The organism is Chitinophaga caseinilytica, from assembly GCF_038396765.1.
GTDB classification, from domain to species: Bacteria; Bacteroidota; Bacteroidia; order Chitinophagales; family Chitinophagaceae; genus Chitinophaga; species Chitinophaga caseinilytica.
Genome location: NZ_CP150096.1, coordinates 4,166,002 through 4,186,134, shown reverse-complemented (window position 1 = coordinate 4,186,134; position 20,133 = coordinate 4,166,002). Strand labels below are relative to the sequence as shown.

Below are 20,133 nucleotides of genomic sequence, written 5' to 3'. Positions count from 1 at the left end.
GGCTATCAGAAATTTAAATATGCGGAATATCGGAGGCATAGTCATTCTCATTAGGGCTGGATGAAAGCAAAATGTTTGTAGGGCTCCACGGGCACAAATCGTGTGCCTTTCCGGGAGATGTAGCGGCGTGCATCAAAGAGCTCCGCCGCAGGATCGGAAATGCTCCATTTGTCAACAGTAGCGTGGATGACCTGGTCCTTTTCCGTATTGAAAGGGTCCGAAAGGTCTGTTAGCCGCATATACACTTCCCTGACGAAACGGGCATTGTCGTACCCGACCCGGTATACTTTCATGGTAGCGTGGTTCGGCCTTTCCAGCTCAATCCACTGAAGGCCTGCACGTTTCCGACGGGCTATTTTGTACCCTTCTTCCGCGAAGAAACCGGCGATTTGTTTTCCGGACGGGAGAATCCCGGGCGTTTCAGCGTCTTTCGACGGCATGAGGAACATTTTCTCCGCATGGTGATCTACGAGCAGCATACCGTCTTCCGAAACGATCGTCTCTTGTTTTCCGAGTTTGTAATACAGGCGGGTACCCTGCCTGCAATACCGGAAATCCACTTTTTGCGGTCCGGAGGGGTCGGCAGGATCAGTGGTCTGAATACTACCTGTTACATCGAAAGCGTCGAGGCTGTCGATCCGGTGCCCCAGCCCGCCCAATTCCTCCAGGACGGCCATATCCTGGGCAGTGACCGTGACCCCGGCATCCTGTAAATTATCCTCCGCCACCTCTTCTTTCTGCGCGGTACCCGATTTCATCACGGCTGGCATCGCCAGCACACCTGCCGCCGTTACCAGTGCGGCAATTGTCATCCAAACGATAGTTTTACTTTTCAACTGCATGCTCAAAGCTTTTTCAGGTATGTGGATCTGCTTTCCTTGATCGTAATAATTCCTTTCTCCGTTTCTTTCTTGATGCGGATCAGGCCACCTTGTTCGTCGTATTCGTAGAACGTAGCGAAGTTGTTGGCATCGAGCTCCGCCATCAGCCGGAGCGTTCTGTCGTCGTAGGCATAGGTCACCGCCTGGCCATCGTATGGGAAAATCCGGATATCGTCGACAAAGCAAGTCGCCGGTCCCGAGATGAGTAAAGGCACGTTGCCAGCGATATCGGGGGGATAATTGCTCATATCGAACTGGTATTCCAGCAATTTCCAGCCTTCCACCGTTGCCAGTCTTTTCTTATCCGTAACGTTCTGGCCGTTGATCGAAACCGAGACAAGGATGTTATCCAACGTTGGATTGCCGTCTTTCACCCACATCGACAAAATGTACTTGCGACTGCGCATCGGACTGAATCCGCTGATGCCCATCCATTTGTGCATGGACCTTTCAAATTCTCCATTCCCGTTTGTAAGGATATAAGGCAGTGTGCGATGTTCCTCATCGAAGGGCTGCATGTTCAGGGTGACATTCCCCTTTAACTTGAGGCTGTACATTCCCGTGTGGGATTCGGTACTCGAAATCCAGCCGGTAGTATCCGTTCCTACGATCATTCGGATATCGAACTCGTCGCCCGGGCAATTGACGAATGGTGTACACAACAGCGTGAATTTGTAGTCTTCAAACCCGTCGTAATGTAACTCCCGCGATTTCGCATTTGCGCCTACAATAAGCGGCAGTGCGCCTTTATAGCCGAATCGCGTTCCGGAATACTGGCCCAGCGCGTTTTTGTTCTCGAGCTCTTGCGAATAGTTATCGTAGAGGGTAATCCATCGTGCGTTTACCCAATTGATATCTGCCGATTGCTGCCATTTGCCGGACGTGGCGTTATATTGCCAGAAGGGGGTAAATGCCGTGTAGTATCCCCCTTTTCGTACAACATCGGTAGTATTGGCTGGGGTCTTCCGCCTGTCGGTCAGGTAGGCGTATTCCTTTTCAGGCAACCAGTTGCCGAGGTGGCCGGTTACATACGGATTGATCACGCGAGACATTCTGATCATGCCGCAACTGCCTTCGCAAATATCTATCGCAGCGCCCGAGCAGGAATACCTCCTGGCCAAAACAGTACCAGTTCCGTTCATGAGGTATGTATCGTAAAAGGTGCTGCCATATGGCAGATTGCCTGCTTGAAATATGTAGTTCCTTGCCTGGCCGGATGTTTGATATAACTGGGTTTCCGTATTCCGGTAGATTTCGAAGCCCAGGGAGTTCTTGGTACCGAGCCCGCCTCTAACATCGAACACGTGCTTGCCTGGCTTCAGCGTAACCCGTTTGATATGCCAGTACCCGGCCGGGTCGTTATATCCGGTCCCGCCTGCGGGAAGATTGACCACCTGCCTGCCATCAATCCAGATTTCCACGCCATTCGCGCCACCATATCCAATGCAATATGCTGCGGAGTCACTAATTTCGACACAAGCCCTTATTCCCATTTTGGTGGCACCGCTTATTGTGGTGTCCAGTTTAGTCATAAAATTCAATTTCCCGCAACCAATATGTCCTTCCGCCACGTTGCCGGACCCGCCAAATTCGCAGTCTTTGAAATTGCCGATCACATTATTGTTACTGTCTTTTATCAATGCTCCAGCTGCGCTGTATGACAGATCCTTGTCTCCCCGCACCAAACTCATCTTCGGCCTATATACCATCGCGCCTCCTGCAGGCACACAACCCAGTCCGTCTGCGGTTTTTACATACCCGGTCGGGCATTCCCCCATCGGCACGGCATCACAATATGGGAACGGCTCGTCTATCGAAGCCATCCCGGTGCCTCCGCTGCAGGTATATAGCGCCTGAACGGGTGTTTTACGGTCCGGTCCCAGTTTATATACCTGGTACTTTTCGCCGCGCGCGGGATCTACCATTGTGCGGGACGATCTGAATACCGTAAGGTCTTGCGCATTATTATCTTTTGCCGCCAGTACCTCGTTCCAGCTGTTGTCATAGATTTCCCAGCCCAGGCCTTGCCTGTTATAGGTAGCCCCGGCCCCCATGCTATCCAGGAAATCGAATTCGAAACGGTTGTACCCGTTCTTCAGATGGATCGGTTTTACTTTCCAACTGGTGAAATCGGATACGCCCACCAAAGTGTCATTCAATCTCACTTTCACCGAATCATCCGCTGCGTAACCGATGTAATAAGTCTTGGCTTCTGTAACGGGAATATGGTAAACGATGCGATACCAGGTGTTAAGCGAGGTATTTCTTGGCCAGATTGTGTTCCGTCCCAATCTGCCGCCCTGTGAGCCTCCGCTCCAGAAATTAGTGGACGAAATCGTATGTAAGGGAGTATTGCTATTGGAGGCGGCGTATATCCATGTTTGGGTACAAAAATCGGCCATGGTAAACTGGTTGGTGTATACCTGCAAATTCAGTGGATCTGTTCCCGGAGGGGTTGCTGCCGGCTGCAGGCATCTGAGCCCGTCCGGACTGGCAATGTACCCTTCCGGGCACGACAACAGCTTGCATGGCAACGGTTGCCCCCAATCTTCCGAGAACAATACCGCTTTGGCCTCTATGGTTTGTAAAGACGCCAGGTTGGCCGTAACGTCCATTTTTAACCTGAGGTTATCGTATGGTTTTTCCAGACTAACAATTGAAGAAGCCGAAGCGCCCATCTGGTTGCGGTTGCCGGAACGGACCACTTTAAAATCGCCCAATACGTCTTTGGCCAATGTGCCCATCCTGTCTATCAATCTCATTTCCAGCGGCCCCCTGGCGTTTTGGCGGTTTGAATGGCCCAGAAGCGCTGCCCTGGCCGTTCGATGTCTACTAGCTCATCTCCCGGCAAGAGATATTGTCTATACAAGGCCGATACATCGCCATTGGCGTCCACCTTTAGCTGCCGGTAGATCATATTAGCCGTTTGATAGGCATGCCCCATTCTAGAATTAATCCAATATGCAGGGATATTCAGGGAATACACTGGATCATTGAATTCATTCTCTACAGCCGTCACTACCGGCTGGCCGGTCAGTTTATCGAATAACAGATTATAGGTGGTAACCGAAGAGCCGTCTACTTTTTTGACGATCTTTTGCACAACCCCGTAATAGCTCGCGGTTTTCACGACAGAAGCCGATCTGAACAGGCGGTAGTCGATATTGGATGCCTTCGGCCAGTGTGGGATGGGGATCGTAAACAACCCTAGCTGGAAAACATCCATCCCGACCTGGATCGTAGTACCGAAGTTGGATGTTTCTCCTTCGCGCATATCTGCGATCATATCCATTTCGCGGCCCAAAATCTGGTCTTTCGTTATGGCGCCGTCGCTTCCTACCACATCTACCTTGTTTACTAGCCGCATGGCACCTCCCCGCTCCTCGGCATTATAAAAGTATTCCGTAGCGGAGATCTCTTCCTTCAACTGGTTAAACACGCGCTCGGCCCTGGGTTTTCCGTGCATATCATTCATCCGCACGAGGTAGCCCTGAGACAGTGCCAGCTCATGGATAGCTTTGCCACCGAAGAAAGAGCTGAAGGCCGGCGGTCGTTTTTCGTATTTCTGTAAATTCGTCCATTCCACTTCCGTAGGGAACTCTTTTGCTGTATAGAACTCGTACTGAAGGTATCCCGTCTGGCTCACAGGGGTATTCCGCGACTCATCTATTGCAGACCGGTTTTCGACCCTCACTTTCCGGTATCCCACTGTTGGTGCCGGGAACAGGGCTTCCCCGAATGGCTCTTCCAGGTAATATTCATTATCCAGCGCCTTTCTGTTTACCTGCGTGTAAGGGTCCGGCTGCCGGAAAGGGTTTTCATCACCACCGATCGATGGCTCGTACGCCGCTACGCCAGAGCTGATAACGGCACCGTTCGGCCCTTCGGTCGTATAGCTATATCGCTGGATCGAGACTTCTTCCGGGCCACCGTCCCAAATCTCCCGCGTTTCCAGGCTTTTTACACGGGCCCCGCCGCCTTCCTTATCGAATGCGCTGAGCCTTATGAAGCTTTTGGCTTTATTGAAGCCGGATGCAAAACCCTTGCGCAATGCGCGCTCGTTGAAGTCTTCCCGGATTTCCCTGAAATTGCCCAACGCATTGCTGAGGGCGTTCATCGCCGCATCCAGCGGCATATCGTCGGCGATTTTATTTTTGTAACCCGGCCAGGCATAACGTGGATAATCCAGCCGCATCCGCTGATAAGCCGCAGCCAGGAAGGCATTTACAGACCTATTTCCGACGCCGGTGGCTTCCAGGTCTACTATGATGCTATCGGACTCTGGTGTTACGCCGGTAACTTCCGCATAACAGGGAACCCAATCATAGTTATTCCCGTTCTGGTCCCGCGGCTTATCGGTCAGGTTAACATACATCTTTCCATAGAGATATTTGCTGCCGCTGAGGTATTTATCCCTGAACTCCTGCAAATTCGTAACGCCGGGCACCTTCGCCAATTTCAACTTCCGCATGTCCGTAAATACATCCGTATGGGCACCACTTGCATTCAGCATCTTCACGTCATTCATACTCACCATTTTCATCGCCTGCCGGTTCTGCACATAGCTATAAGTGTCTGCCTCGTATTTAACATCGATCGTTCCTCCGGTCGGCAATTCGATCTTGTTCAGCAACCAAAGGTCCGGGACCGTGCCAACGGAATACGGGTATTCATCATTCAGTAACCCGCCGGGAGAAGCATTTTTTGGCTTGAACGTGCCCCAGCGGTCGGTTTGCAATACGCCATACCCGCCATACTCGTTGCTTGCACCGGCCGTTTTCTTATAGGAAAAAACATACGGGTGGTGCATTCCACGCGTGGATTTACCATAGGTAAAGTATAACGAATCGAGCGCCATCTTGCCGATGTTCGGGTCCAGCGTAGAACCTTTACACAACGAGAAGCTCTGCTTCAGTATTACCGATTTGATGGGGGTAACATGGTCCGTTTTGCTATAAAGCCGAATTTCCCGAAGCCTTAACTGCCGCTGATCGGCAGGGACCGTTGCAGCCGTGTAAAGCCCGCCGTGCAAGCCTTTTACACCAGCTCCATCTAACCTGTCTGCCTCCGTTATGAAATACGCGACTTTCGTTTTGGTTTCGATGGAATGGAGATACCAAAGCTCCTTTTCACCATAAACGAAGCTGGCTTTATCATCGTCCGGATCGGCCAGCATGCCATGATTGACAGTTGCCTCCTGAACACCGGTAGGCGAACGCCATCGGTAACCTTCGGAATGCCGGGTGTAGTTAAATTTGACGTAAGTCCCCCGATCGTCTTCCGTCAACCCATTTCCGGTTACATCCACATAATCGGGTGAGAGGATGGCTGTCAACATAAACGAAGAGGCATACCCCGGCTGGTCCTGTTCGGAATAATATTCGTTCGAACCGGCAGGTTTATGGAATATCCTCGATCCATCCAACCTGTATTTAACCAGATTGGTAGCCCGCCCCGTACGGCTTTTCATCGTATCGGTAGCGAAGGATATTTCTTTCTGCGAATGATTGTAAACTGGCAGACCGTACACCATCCGTTTGCCATCGCCACCCACAACCGTCATTTCCGACAAATGGTGTTTCTTCCGGCGATAACTAACCCTGTCTATCGGCACCACTCCTGCCACCTGGTGGCAGGCTTGCGGGGTAAATTGGCCGTTGACATATTTGTTGGCCGGGTAATTGTAAATCTTTCGTTCCACCGCTGCGGTGTTTGCTTCTGCAGCAGTCAGATATTGTATCGTGGTATTTCTTAACTGGCGTCCGTTTTTCTTATAGCCTGCCGAAGGAGCATTCGCGGTGGCTACGTTAGGAGCCTGCAGGCTATTTTGGGCATCCGGGCCTTTTATTGAAATCGACACGGGCATTTCGTCTCTGATGGCCGATACGAAATTTGCATCTTCTATTGTTTGCTCCCCTATTGTTTTAAAATAAGTTTTTTCTTCGCGGATATCGCTGCCGTCTCCAGGAAAATCAATGCTTTTCTGTATGTTATTTCCGCTTGTCCATTTGCCGGTTATGTCCTGGATATTCTGTTCAAAAAGCGAAATACCGCCATGGAAATTCCATCCCCAACCAAAATCGCCCCCGAGCGTAAAGTTCTCGGTTTCATCTATTTTCTTGTTGTTAAAATACATCCCCGAACCACCTTTATACAAAGCAAATTGTCCGCTACCGGCCTGGCTCGTATAGTTAAATACGTCCGGCATGGAAATCGGCAGCGCGATGTGATTCATGTCCTTGATGACAATATTATCCTTCTCACGCATGAAATCCATCAGCGCATTATCATTGTCTTTCCCTTCCGCAGAATACATCGTACCATACGCAAAATGTGTGTTGAATTCGCTTTTCACTTCGCGGATTGTTTTATAACCTGTACCACCAAAGCCGACATTAACAACCGTGGCGGCCACGCCGAGGTCCAGCGAATAGGTGCGGCTCGAGCTGCGGAAAGCGATTTCAGGGGCAGGATAAAACACCGGCGTATTGAGGTCCCTTGTCCAGTAACCCTCCATCACCTTTAGCCCTCCCGGATTGAAGGAACCGCCCATAGTGAGGCTCTTAAGGCCTTCCCGCGTATTGTAGCCCAGGCTAAGGTTCCCGTTTATACTCGAGGTCATCTGATTATCGTCTGTCATTGATATCCCCAATGAAGCCCCCAGCTTGGAGGAAACCCCGCTGGAAGTATTAGAGGTCATATCTCCATTCAGGCCCAGCGTCAACCCACTGGCATTCCTCCCCGTTAACATGAGCCCTGCATTCGCGCCTACGCCAACTTCCGCGCCGTAGCCGGTATAGTTATCATAAAAAACACCCATGGAAACAGAGCCTCCCAGTTTGGCCACATTGAAGCCCGTCACTTCCATTCTCGCGCGGAACTGGCCACCTGTGGTCACCTTCCGTTTCATATGCTGAATGGAATTTACCCGTTCTGCCATATGATCGTCCGGTATCCCCTTCAATTGCCGTGTAATGGAGCCCACATTCAGATTCCACCCCAGGCCTACCCAGGAGGCTTCATCCTCCATCCCCACTCCCTGCGAATACGTCAGGTTCACCGGGTACCCATCCACGTCCATCAACGGAATATTATACTTAAAATCTCCCGTGAACAAATCCACCATATCGCTCATGCCGGCCGGCTGGAACTGGGTCATTTCCGGCTGAATGGGCCCGCTGGTCAAAGCCAGCCCCTTCAGCGGCACAAGCGTTTCCAGGGTCATGAGCCCAAGGAAAAAAATGGCGATCTTCTTCTTCGTTGAGGCACTTCTTATCATATCCGGGTATAGATTGAATCTAATTGATGAATGGATGTTACGTTGAGGGGAAAGTACAGGTCGCGCTGCGAAAACAGCCAGTCCCTGAACCGGAGCTGTACGCCGGTTGAATGCCGGAGCGCGCTCCGGTCGAACGTGATCATATATTCCGCGCCGTTCGTTTGTCCGTTCGCCACGCGGATCGCCATGAAAGGCGACACCGTATCTGCAGGGGTAATTACTTCAAAAAGCGAATCGATACCGAAGCTGAATTTAGGATCGTTCAGCATTTTCTGCGGCAGTCCGCTTGCATGCTCCACCCGCAACACGAGGTTCCATGCGCTGGTATCTTTACCGTTCTCCGGAAGGTAACGCAGGCGCATCTTCCAGCCGGAAGCCTCCTTCTCGTCGAGCAGGGAAAGCTCCCTCATTTTTTCCGCCCGCTGCCGTTTCGATTGGCAGGCCAGCATTAACACGGCCCCTGTCAGGAGCGTCAATAGCACACGCATGGTCATTCGTTTTCAGATTTATAGAGGAAACGGAGTTGTTTGGTTTCGCCATTCGGAAGGCGGACAGACAGCAGGTAATAATCCCCGTCAACCATGCCCTTCACCCCGTCCAGATCGATGAGTATCTGGTTGCGGCCGGTCTGCAGGTCCACCTTCGGCAGCTTGCGCAGCTTTTCATTCGGCTTGCTGATACTGGTGACGGTATAGTCCAGCGGTTTCGCGGCGTGATAGTTGTCTACGGAGAATAATATCCTGCCTTCGGCGATGTAGAAGTTCCCTTTCGCGAGATCGTCGATGCTGCGGTAGCTGTCTACCGGGCGCTTGGCCAAGGTGTCTTCACATTTCACCGTAAAATCCCACACCTCGCTCCTGGCCAGCACCATTTCGTTGCGAACGGCCGTCACCTGCCAGGCGTATTTCTTTCCTTCGGTAAGCTCCCGGCTCAGCGGCGGATACAGGAGCATAGGCGCCTGGATGCCCGCCTGGCGAATGACAGGCATATTGTAGTGAAGGGCTTCGGCGCGCGCCTGGCCTTCTTTCACTTCCACGAGCAGCAACCGGTATTCCATTCCCGGAATGGCCGGCAGCAGCGGTTGCCAGAAGAGCGGCGGCCGTTTATCGCAGATCTGGTCGCCTTCGTAGGGCTCCGTGAGCATGAGGGGGCTCAGCGGCTGCAGGTCGTAATTGAAGCACTGATCGGCTACCAGTTCTCCCGGCGCGCCTTTCACGTTCTCGTACAGCTCGAAACAGTATTCATATTCACCTTCGGGGAACTGATGGCTTTGCTTCACCACTATTGCCACTTTCCCGCTCCCGAATTTCCACGCGGCGTTATAGGCCGCGTGTTGCGGGATGAGGTTCATGCCGGGCTGTACGTCGAACGCGGGTGTTTTGGCTTCAGCTATCAGTCCGCCGCCGGCAACGGTGATGCGGACCACCATGTAGCAACTGCGGCGCTGCTGGCTGTTCATCAGTTTGGCCGACATAACGCCTTCCAGCGTCCGGCCTTGCACTTCCGGCATAAAATTGACCGTCAACTGGGCATGTACCAACGCGGGAAACACAAGCATCAACAGCAACGAAAAATATCTCTTCATAAGGCTTTAGTTCAACATGTAAAAGAATGACACCTCGCTCCGGAAGTTCCCGTAGAGATAATTCTGCGGAGAATCCATGAAGCTTTTGCGCGCGTCCAGGCTCAGGTTTACCTGGCAGCGGCGGAGCAGCGTGGCGGCCACCTGCTGCCGGATGCCTGCCTGGCTCACGACGTTCCTGTTATCGAGGAATGTGAGGCTACTGCCGCATTGCAGCACTTTCAGCAGGCGGTAATGATACCCCGCGTCTATCGTGAGCAGATTGCCATAAATGGCCGCATTGCGCACATCGCGGTTGTAAAATATATTGGTGGAGATCATCCGTTCGCCGATGGGTATGGTGTGACTGACCTGCGTATTGAGGAACAGGCTCTTCAGGGGGCCGGCGGAGGTGAGGTAATGCAATTGCTGCATCCCGAGGGCGGATTGGTTGAAAAAGCGTAGCCCGCCCATTTTCGCGTTCCATTGGGAATTGAAGGACACCTTCCGGTTCACGAATACTTCGTCGCGGCCATGTTCGCCCGTGGACCGCATACTGCTCTCATGGATGCGGGCGCCCAGCGTGAGCTTCTTCGACAGGCGGTAACGCCCGTCCAGCGCCAATGTCCGGTTCTTCCACTGGCTGCCCGACACGGCGGAACGGGCCATGTCCCGGAAATCGGTACGCAACTGCACGCTGGCTTTGTTTTTCAGCCAGGAGCGTTTCAGTTGCAGGCCGTAGGCGATCATGCCTCTGCGGGCATACGGGTTGCCGGGGTTGTTGTAGCCGAGGCCGGAGTAGTTGAAATATACGCTGTGCGTGGTGCCCCAGTCCTGCACCTCGCCGCTATAGCGTAGGCCCGTGGAAAGCGTCACGAAGAAATCGTCGAAGAAATGCGCGATCGCGGCTTTGGATACGGCGGCATGGTCGCCCGTGGGCCCGGCGCCGCCGGTGGAACTGTTCGATTTGGAAATTTCGAAATCGAGCTTGCCGTAATCGCCGAAGGAAAACTGGTTCGAAAGTGCGCCAGCGAAAATATTCTGCTTGAGGACGCGCACGTCCGGCATACGAGGATCTCGGCGGGTGTTCGCGTTCACCATCGACACGTGTTGGTGCGCAGCACCCAGTTCTCCCCTGCCCATCCGGAGAAATTGCAGGCTGCTGGACGGAGCGTTCAATCCGCCTTCCAGCCCCATATCGTATGGCAGCGCCTGCCGGGTTTTGCCGGCGCCCAGCATGAGGAATTTATTCTTGTTGAGCATCGAGCCAGCGGCACCGGTCATGAACAGGTCGGATACGGAGCCTTTGCTGGCGTTGGCGGCGATATTGCCCACGTTCAACTCGCGAATTTTGAGAAAAAGGCGCTGCAGGCCGCTCATGGGGATGAGATCGCCGGCCATATTGGCTACAGAAGCGGGATTGTCGATAATCTGATCGATCTGGCCGCGCACCGCGTGCTGGCGGTTCAGCATGGAATTCACGTCCAGGCTACCGCCGAGCTCTTTTTGCAGCTGTAATAATTTGGAAAGATGTGCGTCCAGGTCTTTTTCAGCGAAACGATGGAGGCTGTCGGCCGCCGCGTTTGCCAGGAGCTGGTTGCGCAGCTGGGCGCTGTCGAAGTAGATGAGATCCTCCGGCCGGACGAGCCTGGCGAGGCTGTCGCCCGCTCCTGCGAGGGATTTCATGCGGGTATCTGCGAATTGCTTGAGCTGGGATTTGAAATCGATATCGTCGAGGAAATATTTCTTCAGGTCGTAGTTTTTGCGGACGTGGGCCGAGACTTTCTGCAGATACGCCTCCCGGTCGAATTTAAAGTTGCCCAGGTTTTCGCCCGACAAATCGTGCCCGAACCGGCTGTATCCTGAAACATTGGCGTATTGGAGATTGACGGGAATGGAGCCGAGTGCGAAACGGTCCTGGATCTCCACGTTGGACCACCATCCCGAGGCGTTGCCGGTGGTGTCGCCAAAGGCGGTTTGCGCGCTGGCTTTTCGGAGGGTGTTTTCGGGTTTGCCGGGGAGCTTGAGTTGACTGGCGGCGGGATGGTCTTTGAAGAGGGCATAGAAGCCGCGGAGTTTGTTATCGAGGAACTGTTCCATCCGGGCGGAGTCTTTCAGGACGCCGAATCCCTGTTGGAGCTGGTTGAACTTCGCGGTGCCGGAAGAGGCCTGGATGTAAGACAGGAATTGCCCGCGGAGTGGGTCTTTGATATCCTTGAATGCGGGCGATGGCAGTTGGCTGCCGGGAATAGCTGGCAGTTGCCTTGCGTTCGCAGGAAGGCGGTTCAATGATTCCACAAGGGCTTGCCGGATGAGGGGGCTGCTATTACCTAGACCATTCTTGAGTGAATCTACGGCAATGGGTAAACGGGCGGGTACCTGTTGCGCGCGCGCAAAGGTGACCAGACCGAGGCAGCAAACGGCTGCAAACAATCGGTACACAGGCATATGGACTCCTTAAAAAGTCTTGAATGATGCGGGAATAACTGTCAATTTAAAAATCTACTCTCACCGGGTCAACTGGGCAGGGATTCCTCTTTTACTCATGTCGATCGAACATTTCGCATTTCATAGGTGGAAACAGTTCAATTCGGGTCAAATATAAAAGTAAATTTTAAATAACAAAAACTGTTTTTGCTAACTTTTTTCGCAAGAAGTGATTTGAGGGTGAATGGGTTGATGCATTCTGATACAAAAGAAAACCGTTAAAATTCAGCGCTGCAAATGAAGTTGCAATCTTGTTTTAAATCCTGATCAGCAAGGCAGCAATTTATTGATTGTCAATTTTGCAGACCGACCTACCTCCCGATAATCGAAACCCTGAACAATTCCCGCGGAATTTTCAAAGTCACGATATCCCCCACTTCCAGCATCCCAACCTGCTGCGAAAAAATAATGATACAATCCGGCGAAAGCCGCAGGCATACATCTTCATCCTGATCGATCGACTCCACCCTGCCGCAGATGATGTTGTGCTGCCCGTTCCAGTTGATGGAAGGATCAGGATGGCCTTTGCTGATAAAATGTTCGGCAAGGCTCAATACCACATCAACATCAAACTCGACGCTATATGTACCACCTACTTCGATCCCTACGTCCTGGCACCTGGCTACGCCATTCCCCAGGGGCGAATTGAAAGCGATGTATCCGTCGGCGATAGCTGTAATTTGAATATTCATATAGTTTGAAACTGAAATAATCCTGTTAAATCCTACGATTCCCCCATTTCATTCAACTTCCTTTCCACCATTTCCGCGATCACCCAGCCCATATTGCCAAACTCGGATTCCTCGAGCTCGGCCAACGTCATCAGCGCCGCGGATTTCCCGTCTTTTGCAACGGCAAAACCGTCTATTTCGTCATAATCTTCTGCGCAAAACTTCCATCCATCATGGATACTCCGCAGCATACAGCCGTCGCAATATTTATCGGTAGTTTGCGTCATCATGCCGCAAGCCCTGGTTTTGCAGTACCATACGGCAGCCTTCACTTCTTCCAGCGACAATTCGAAATCTTCCAGCAATTCTTCGATGGGCATGTTTTGCGCCATGGAGATCACCGTGTGGACGGTTAACCGCCGGCCAACAATAACGGGCTGGCCAAAACCTATATTAGCATATCTCGTAACCAGGTTTGATGGTTCCATAGGATTATTATCTTAAGTTGTCATATCCGGCTCCGACAAAATCATCGCCAGCAGGAAATACATTTCCAGTTCCGGCGAGCCGCTCAGCTCCAACTGATACTCAAACGGCGCGAAAGACTTTCGCATGTTCATGTCCGCGAACCCCATCTTTTCGCCATTAAGCCAGAAAGTCCGGACCGGGTTCCTGAGCACCGCATGCTTCACTTCGATCACTCCCTCCGGCACCCGGAACTTCCCTACCCCGTTGCCTTCGCGGGCAATGGAATAGGCCGGGTCGAGAAAAGTGATCTTCAACCGCCACGACCACAGGAACTCCGACAGGCTCGCCGCCATGATGCGCTTTTCGCCCAGGAAATATTCAGAACGCAGCACAGTGTCCCACCCGCGCCGGCGGTGGACCGTCAGCAGCAGCACATCTTCCCGGTACACCAGGAAGCTTTCATCGGAGTGGTGCTCCATGTAGTAGTGGGCCATGTTATTGCATCACACTTACAAGAATTATTAAAGACAAGGTTATCATAAACAGCAGGAAAGTCAACCATTTCAACCGCTTCACGAGCTGTATCTGCTTCGGCAGCCATGTATCCCGGGGGTAATCGGTCAGTATTCCCTGGTAATCTATCCGTTTGAACAGCCATAGGAACCCGTAAGTGGAAAACGCATCCCACGGGCTGAACGGAATGTCCCGTTCTATGTACCGGTGATACAGCTTCCCGATCTCATACCTGAACCACCAGCAACTAAACTTGCTCCCGATAATCGCGAGCCCGCATGAAATCGTCAAAATGGCCTTCAACATGCTATTCGGAAAAAACGCGGCTGCCGCAGCCTTCAGTCAGCAAAACGATGCCGGCAATCTCCAGCGCGAACGATGCGGTGAACAGCCAGCGGACTTTCGTGTTTTTCGGGTCTTTGCGCACTTTCCGGAACGTAATGAACCATAGGCCCAGTCCGGCGAGCAACAGTATCAATCCAACGAGTTTAGCACCTGTCAACATGATGATATCCAGTTAAAATGGTAATTTACGTTACAGCAAACCTCCAGCCCATGCCCCCAGCCAAATCACTCCGCACCTGCCCGAATGGGCACCAATACTACAAATCGTCCGACTGCCCCACCTGCCCGCAATGCGAGGCCGAAGCGCGCCCGCCCGACGGGTTCCTGGCGGCCTTTTCCGCCCCGGCACGCCGGGCTTTGCAATCTCTTGGCATCGATACGCCCGGAAAGCTTTCGAAATATACGCAAAAGGAAATTATGTCGCTGCATGGTATGGGCCCGGCTTCTTTGCCCAAAATGAAGGCGGCGCTGCAGGAAAAAGGGCTCGATTTCAAAAAACCCTAATTCGCGTATTTGATCAGCCAAAATACCCCGTTACTCCAGAGGCTCACGGTTTTGAACTGAGTGGCCAGCGACACGGAAGTACCGCCGTTGATCTTATCGGTTCCGCTGGCGATTACCGTTACCGCTGCGGCAGACGCTGAAGTTTTCACGATCGAATATTCCCTTCCGCCGCAACTGATTGCCAGGGGCAGGGTGATCGTTGCCGCCGCAGTATTGTCTACCGCCACGTTGCAATGTTCCTCGGTAAGACTGAGGCTGCTGGTAACCGTGGTGGACCTTGGCGCGAAGGAGCCCATCAGCTGCAAGGTGGAATGCGGCACATTGGTGGCGATACCTACGCGCCCGGTGCCCGTGATGCGCATCCTTTCCGGTTGCTGCGCACCATTGACGACGATGCCGGTATGGAAAGTAATCCCGCCGCGGGCGGTACTGGCCGTATCTCCACCACTATGCAGGTTGATCTGGCCGCCCCTGGCAGACACGGGCCCTGTTCCTCCGCCGATCAATATCAATGTATCTTCGGAATTGTTCCCGCTGATGACCAGCCCCGACGAATCGCCCCAAATGAGATCTGTCCGGATTCTATCCTGAACGGTCAGCACTCCTTCACCTGTAAGTTTCATGGCTTCCCGGGTACCGCCGTACCACTTGAAACCCGTATTGGCAGCAGGCGTAGGCACACTTTGCCATAAATGCTGGGTTTCCAGGCCATATGCAAATTCTGTATTGGTTGCGCTCAAAGCACTGTAAAACACGATTTTCGTACCGTTGCTCCGGGTGGTGTATGTGGGCGGCGCGATGCCCCGGTTCGGGTACACCATAAAACTGCCCGTATTCCCCAACAGGTTCAGCGTCGCAAACTCCACGCCGTGGCCCATCGTAAAGCTCCCAGTTGCCGACAGATTACTGTAAAAGCCGGAATTACCCGTAGGCCCGATCTCCATCCGCTTCACCCACGTCGCGCCATTATTGACGTACATCGCCACCCCGGCAGTATCTCCGCCGGTCAACTGAATGTTCGCGCCCCGGGTGCCGGTAGTGTCCAGCAGAATAAAGCTGTTCATGAACCCGTTGGAACCGTTGCGGATGACCGAAAAACGGACAGACGTCCGCCCCTCGCCGCTGATATTGAACGAAGCCTGCTGCGGAATGCTCATCCTGTTCAGGATGTAACCTTCCGGCGCCGGCAAGGGCGCGTACAGGCTGGTTATTCTGCCGCCTTTTTCAAAACGGAGGCTATCGCCCGAACGGTAAGCGGTATCCATCCCAACGATATTCAACGTACGGAGATCGATCGTGTCCTGACCGGCGATGGCCAGCCGCGATCCTCCAACATTCAGCAGCTTAAGTTTACGGAATTCCGTACGGCCGTTCCCTTTGTTGAACAGGTAACCATTTACCTGGCTCGTACGGTTTTCAAGAATGAGCTCCGCCGTGTCGCAGACATTGTAAATCCGGACACTGTCGGCGCGGATCTGGTAAACATTTTGGGCGAAAAGCGGGCAAACAGAACAAATCATTAACAACAGCAGCAACTGCGTTTTCATAGGTAATACTTCGGTTTAGGAATAAATTTTTAACGGGATGGGAATGATCCATACCCTCCCCCAATATACGATTTCTTGCTTTTATGTAATTGAAAAACAATCACCTGGCTCAGGCCCTGATCACGCCCAATTCCAGTTCCGCTTCCGGGATCTTCTTCGTACGCACCTTCAGGAACGCGATCACTTCTTCATCCGTAGCGAACCGGTCGCCGATGTTCACGTAATGCCGCGCGAGCTTGTCGTACCGCCGCGTCACCAGCCAAAGGAACACATGCAGGAAATGGATACCGTCGAACACGATGCCTTCGTTATCGATATACTCCTGCAACGTCTGCCGGAAGTAAACCGGGTGCTCCGTCCAGTGCATATTGGGTTTCACATGGTGGCTGATATGATAGCCATCGTTCCAGCATTTATGGTTGTATTTCGTATTGATACAGGTGATGGAGTTTTTGTAATGGTTCCCCGGATCGCTGGCGTCGATAAAGGCATGTTGCGCCCAATTGCCCATCATCATGATAATACGGGAAATGACGAACGGGATGATGAACACCACCAAAGTAGCCGGCCAGTTCACGAAACTCAGCCCCACGCACATAGCGATGAACAACAACTCCCCGCGCACAGAGCGGTACAGGAGCCGTTTCCGGTTCTTCCGGTAAAAGTAAGTGCACAAATGGTACACCCCCGCAAAGAAAAAGGAACCCAGGTACATCGAAAACCCGCGGAAAGAATCGCGCTGGAACTTCATGGTACTGCTCTCGTCTTCCGGCATATTGTTCTCCGCATGGTGCATCCCGATATGATGGCTGTAATACGTTTCCGGCGTTTGCCCGAACAACGGGCCCAGCACCCAGGGCAGATAATGGTTCATGAAACCGTACTCCTTTCTGAAAAACGCACGGTGCGACGTGCAATGCAACATCAACCCGAACGGCCCCTTGAACACCGCGTTATTGAACACCAGGTACACCGCGGCGATAACACCCCACAGCCAGCCGTCGACAAAAGGCATATACAACAGCAATGCCGTAATACCCAGCACCAAAGTGATACGGATAGACAGGTATACGAATGGCAAGTCTCTCGGGTCGCGGATAAAACGCTCGAAGAAACTCGATTTGGCCGGCTTCGTGTACACCGGATCTGTGATGGCCTGGAGAGACAGCATAGAAATCGTTGTGGATGAATGAAAAAGATAACCATTTTTTCTGATAAATCGGCGGATTCCAGCCCTTTAATGTAAAAATGGGCCCTTATCGTGCTAAAACAGCCGTATCAAGCGGCTAACCGAATGTCGGACAAAAAAATCCCGGCCATCGAAAAATGACCGGGAATATCTCAGTGTGAGAAGAGGATTTCTCCGAAATCCGGAAGATCAGAAGCCGTCGCCTCCCATATCGCCACCACCTTCTTCACCACCACGTTTCTTTTTATTGAAAATCTTCGCGTCCATCTTCCCGAAGCGCCAGCTCACATTCACGCGCAACTCCCGGGAAACCCGCTTGCGGTAACGCTCGGATTCGGAAAACGAGGTCTTCGTCCAGCTCAAATCCCGGTCGGTATTGAAAATATCGTTGAGCCCCACCATCACGGAAAGGTTCTTCTTCTTTAAAAAATCCTTCTTCAGACCCAAATCGATCTGATACTCCGGCGCCTCTTCCCCCTGCGGCAGGATCTGCTTCGATTCGTACTCGCCGGTCACCTGCAACGTGAGGTTCCAGGGCAGCTTCGTATTACTATTGACTTTACCAAACCAGATAAATCCGCTGTTGTCCAGGTTCTGCGCACTCACGCTCGTTTGTGCCATGTTCACATTGGTCGTAATGTCCCAACCCTTCGTCACCTGCGTGCGAACGGTCAGCTCCGCGCCATAGGAATTGCGATGGTCCGCATTGATGGGATAGTTCAGCAGCACCTTGCGCTCCTGTCCGTCCAGCACCAGCGTGGTATCGAGGTAAAAATTCGTGATCGCGTTATTGGTGTTGCGGAAGTATAAAGACGCCAGCACATTGACTTTCCGGTTGAAATCCTTCAAATAAGACAACTCGAAGGAATTCGTGAACTCCGGCGCCAGCGAAGGATTGCCCCTTCGCGCCGAATTGGCGTTGTACTCGATATTGGGCAGCAGGTCGCGGAACCAGGGCCGCTGGATGCGGCGGCTGTAATTCAGCTGTAATTCATGATCGCCCTTTAGTTTCTGCGACAGGAAAACGCTGGGAAACAGGCTGATGGGATAATCGATCTCGTAGGATGCACCCTTCACGTTCCGCAATTCGCCGGTATAAAACGACTGCTCCGCGCGCAAACCCGTCTGGAACCCGAAGTTCCCGTATCCTCCCGTATAACTTACATACGCCGCATTGATCTGCTCGGTATAGCGGTAGTCATTGGAAAGACTGGAATCATACGCGAATTCCCCGCTCGTAAAATCCTTCCCGAAAGTGCTCAGCATATTGTTGAACCGGCGGTTGTTCGACCGCAAGCCCGCTTCCACCTTCGATTTCTCGGTCAGCGGCGTCACGAAATCGACCTGTGCGGTGAGGTACGTGGTATTCCCGCTCCCGGTGCCATACCGCGTTTCGGGCCGGTTCGGCGAATTGCTCGGCTCACCGGCCATATCGAAATACTGGAGACTATAATCGTTGTTGTTCCGGTTATTGGCACGGTTGTACGTCACGTCGGCCGTCAGTTCGCGGCCTTCTTTGGAGAACGTCCGCTTGTAACCCACCTGTGTGGCGTAGTTCCGGAAATTATGCTTGCTGTCGTTCCGCCCCAACCCTCGCTGGATGCGCTCTTTATTACCGTTCAGGTCGAATATCTCCTGGGTGTTGAGGTTATTGAAATCCCCGGCCGTAATGCCCTGGGAAACCGTCAACGTATTGCGGTTGTCGATAAACCAGTCGAACCCGAGCCGCCCGTTCTGGAAGCGGCGGCCGAACTCACCGTCCTGGTACTGGTCCATATAGCTCACGTCGTTGCCGTCGATGTTCTTGCGGAACATGTGCTGCTTCATGGGCGAGCGGCGGTCGCGCAGGCTATAGTTCAGGAACAGGTTAATTTTCCCCTGGCGTGCGTTGAGATCGACGCCGGCATTGGAACTTTTCGTAGAGGAATATCCGCCCTGGATGAGGCCGTTGATGCCGGCTTTCCGGTTCTTTTTCAGGACGATGTTGAGGATGCCGCTCATCCCTTCGGCGTCGTATTTCGCTGAAGGGTTGGTTACCACTTCCACGCTCTGGATCGCATCCGCAGGGATCTGGTCGAGGGTAAGCGTACTCGGGCGGCCGTCGATGAAAATGGTCGGGCTACCGTTCCGCACGCTCACATTCCCGTCGATATCCACGTTCACGGAAGGTACCTGCCGGAGCACGTCGGTGGCAGTGCCGCCCACGCTGGCGAGGTTCTTTTCGACATTGAACACGCGTTTATCGATCTCCATCGTGAAAGCCGGCTTCTCGCCCACTACTTCCACACCTTTCAGCGCCGTGGCCGTGGTTTTGAGGCGCACATTGCCGACGTCGCTGCTCTGGCGGACGGTTACGGGCTTGAAGAAAGTCTCGTACCCGATAAAGTAAATTTTCAGGATGTATTTACCCGGCGCAATATTCCGGAAGTCGAAATCGCCGTTGCCTTTCGACAGCATGCCCGTTACCACAGACGAGTCCGTAGATTTCAGGAGCGCCACCGATGCATATTCAACCGGCTTGCCAGTTTGGTCGTCGATCAGTTTGCCGAGTATTTCCGCCTGCTGCTGCTGGTTGCCTTGTTGCTGCTGTGCAAATGCCGCCGTTCCCGCGAGCATGCCCATGCTCCATATCAATAAGCCTAATTTCCTCATCACTATTAAGTCCCGATTTTCAAAGTTATCGTGACA

The 20,133-nt window shown here is 52.7% G+C and carries 14 protein-coding genes; 1 reads left to right on the top strand and 13 read right to left on the bottom strand.

Translation table 11 applies throughout. The features are described 5' to 3' along the window. Positions 1-50 precede the first annotated feature (50 nt). From WJU22_RS17215 to WJU22_RS17170, 10 genes are all read right to left on the bottom strand, one after another. Positions 51-812, bottom strand: a complete 762-nt coding sequence (locus tag WJU22_RS17215) for a hypothetical protein (protein ID WP_341839417.1) — start codon at positions 810-812, stop codon at positions 51-53. Between the two features lie 32 nt (positions 813-844). Then, a complete protein-coding gene (locus WJU22_RS17210; protein WP_341839416.1) occupies positions 845-3,643 on the bottom strand; it encodes a hypothetical protein in 2,799 nt (932 codons plus the stop codon). Beyond that, the gene (locus WJU22_RS17205) at positions 3,640-8,160 is read right to left on the bottom strand and encodes a hypothetical protein (protein WP_341839415.1); all 4,521 of its coding nucleotides are present in this window, start codon (positions 8,158-8,160) and stop codon (positions 3,640-3,642) included. Before WJU22_RS17205 ends, WJU22_RS17210 begins: the two co-directional genes overlap by 4 nt. Further along, positions 8,157-8,648, bottom strand: coding sequence for a hypothetical protein (locus WJU22_RS17200; protein ID WP_341839414.1), 492 nt, complete (start codon positions 8,646-8,648; stop codon positions 8,157-8,159). The genes WJU22_RS17205 and WJU22_RS17200 overlap by 4 nt, the downstream gene beginning before the upstream one ends. Before the next feature lie 2 nt (positions 8,649-8,650). Then, a complete protein-coding gene (locus tag WJU22_RS17195; RefSeq protein WP_341839413.1) occupies positions 8,651-9,745 on the bottom strand; it encodes a hypothetical protein in 1,095 nt (364 codons plus the stop codon). A gap of 6 nt (positions 9,746-9,751) precedes the next feature. After that, on the bottom strand, positions 9,752-12,019 hold the full coding sequence (locus WJU22_RS17190; protein WP_341839412.1) for a hypothetical protein: 2,268 nt from the start codon (positions 12,017-12,019) through the stop codon (positions 9,752-9,754). Positions 12,020-12,519: 500 nt separating this feature from the next. Next, positions 12,520-12,900: a hypothetical protein gene (locus WJU22_RS17185; protein WP_341839411.1), complete on the bottom strand. Its 381-nt coding sequence runs from the start codon at positions 12,898-12,900 to the stop codon at positions 12,520-12,522. A gap of 32 nt (positions 12,901-12,932) precedes the next feature. Further along, a complete protein-coding gene (locus WJU22_RS17180) occupies positions 12,933-13,367 on the bottom strand; it encodes a DUF433 domain-containing protein (RefSeq protein WP_341839410.1) in 435 nt (144 codons plus the stop codon). 12 nt (positions 13,368-13,379) lie between these two features. Continuing rightward, positions 13,380-13,841: a hypothetical protein gene (locus WJU22_RS17175; RefSeq protein WP_341839409.1), complete on the bottom strand. Its 462-nt coding sequence runs from the start codon at positions 13,839-13,841 to the stop codon at positions 13,380-13,382. Between the two features lie 326 nt (positions 13,842-14,167). Next, complete coding sequence (locus tag WJU22_RS17170; RefSeq protein WP_341839408.1) at positions 14,168-14,365, bottom strand: hypothetical protein; 198 nt, start codon at positions 14,363-14,365, stop codon at positions 14,168-14,170. Positions 14,366-14,415: 50 nt separating this feature from the next. Between WJU22_RS17170 and WJU22_RS17165 the strand changes: the two genes are divergently transcribed. Further along, on the top strand, positions 14,416-14,709 hold the full coding sequence (locus tag WJU22_RS17165; protein WP_341839407.1) for an RNA polymerase alpha subunit C-terminal domain-containing protein: 294 nt from the start codon (positions 14,416-14,418) through the stop codon (positions 14,707-14,709). Here the strand turns inward: WJU22_RS17165 and WJU22_RS17160 are convergent. The 3 genes from WJU22_RS17160 to WJU22_RS17150 all read right to left on the bottom strand — a co-directional run bounded on the left by WJU22_RS17160 (position 14,706) and on the right by WJU22_RS17150 (position 20,097). Then, on the bottom strand, positions 14,706-16,256 hold the full coding sequence (locus WJU22_RS17160) for a hypothetical protein (RefSeq protein WP_341839406.1): 1,551 nt from the start codon (positions 16,254-16,256) through the stop codon (positions 14,706-14,708). The two genes, WJU22_RS17165 and WJU22_RS17160, sit on opposite strands and share 4 nt — an antisense overlap. 109 nt (positions 16,257-16,365) lie before the next feature. Beyond that, positions 16,366-17,427 (bottom strand): fatty acid desaturase, encoded by a 1,062-nt coding sequence (locus WJU22_RS17155; RefSeq protein ID WP_341839405.1) that lies wholly within the window; start codon positions 17,425-17,427, stop codon positions 16,366-16,368. A gap of 207 nt (positions 17,428-17,634) precedes the next feature. Continuing rightward, entirely contained in the window at positions 17,635-20,097 is a 2,463-nt protein-coding gene (locus tag WJU22_RS17150; protein WP_341839404.1) for a TonB-dependent receptor domain-containing protein, read from the bottom strand. Positions 20,098-20,133: the final 36 nt, after the last annotated feature.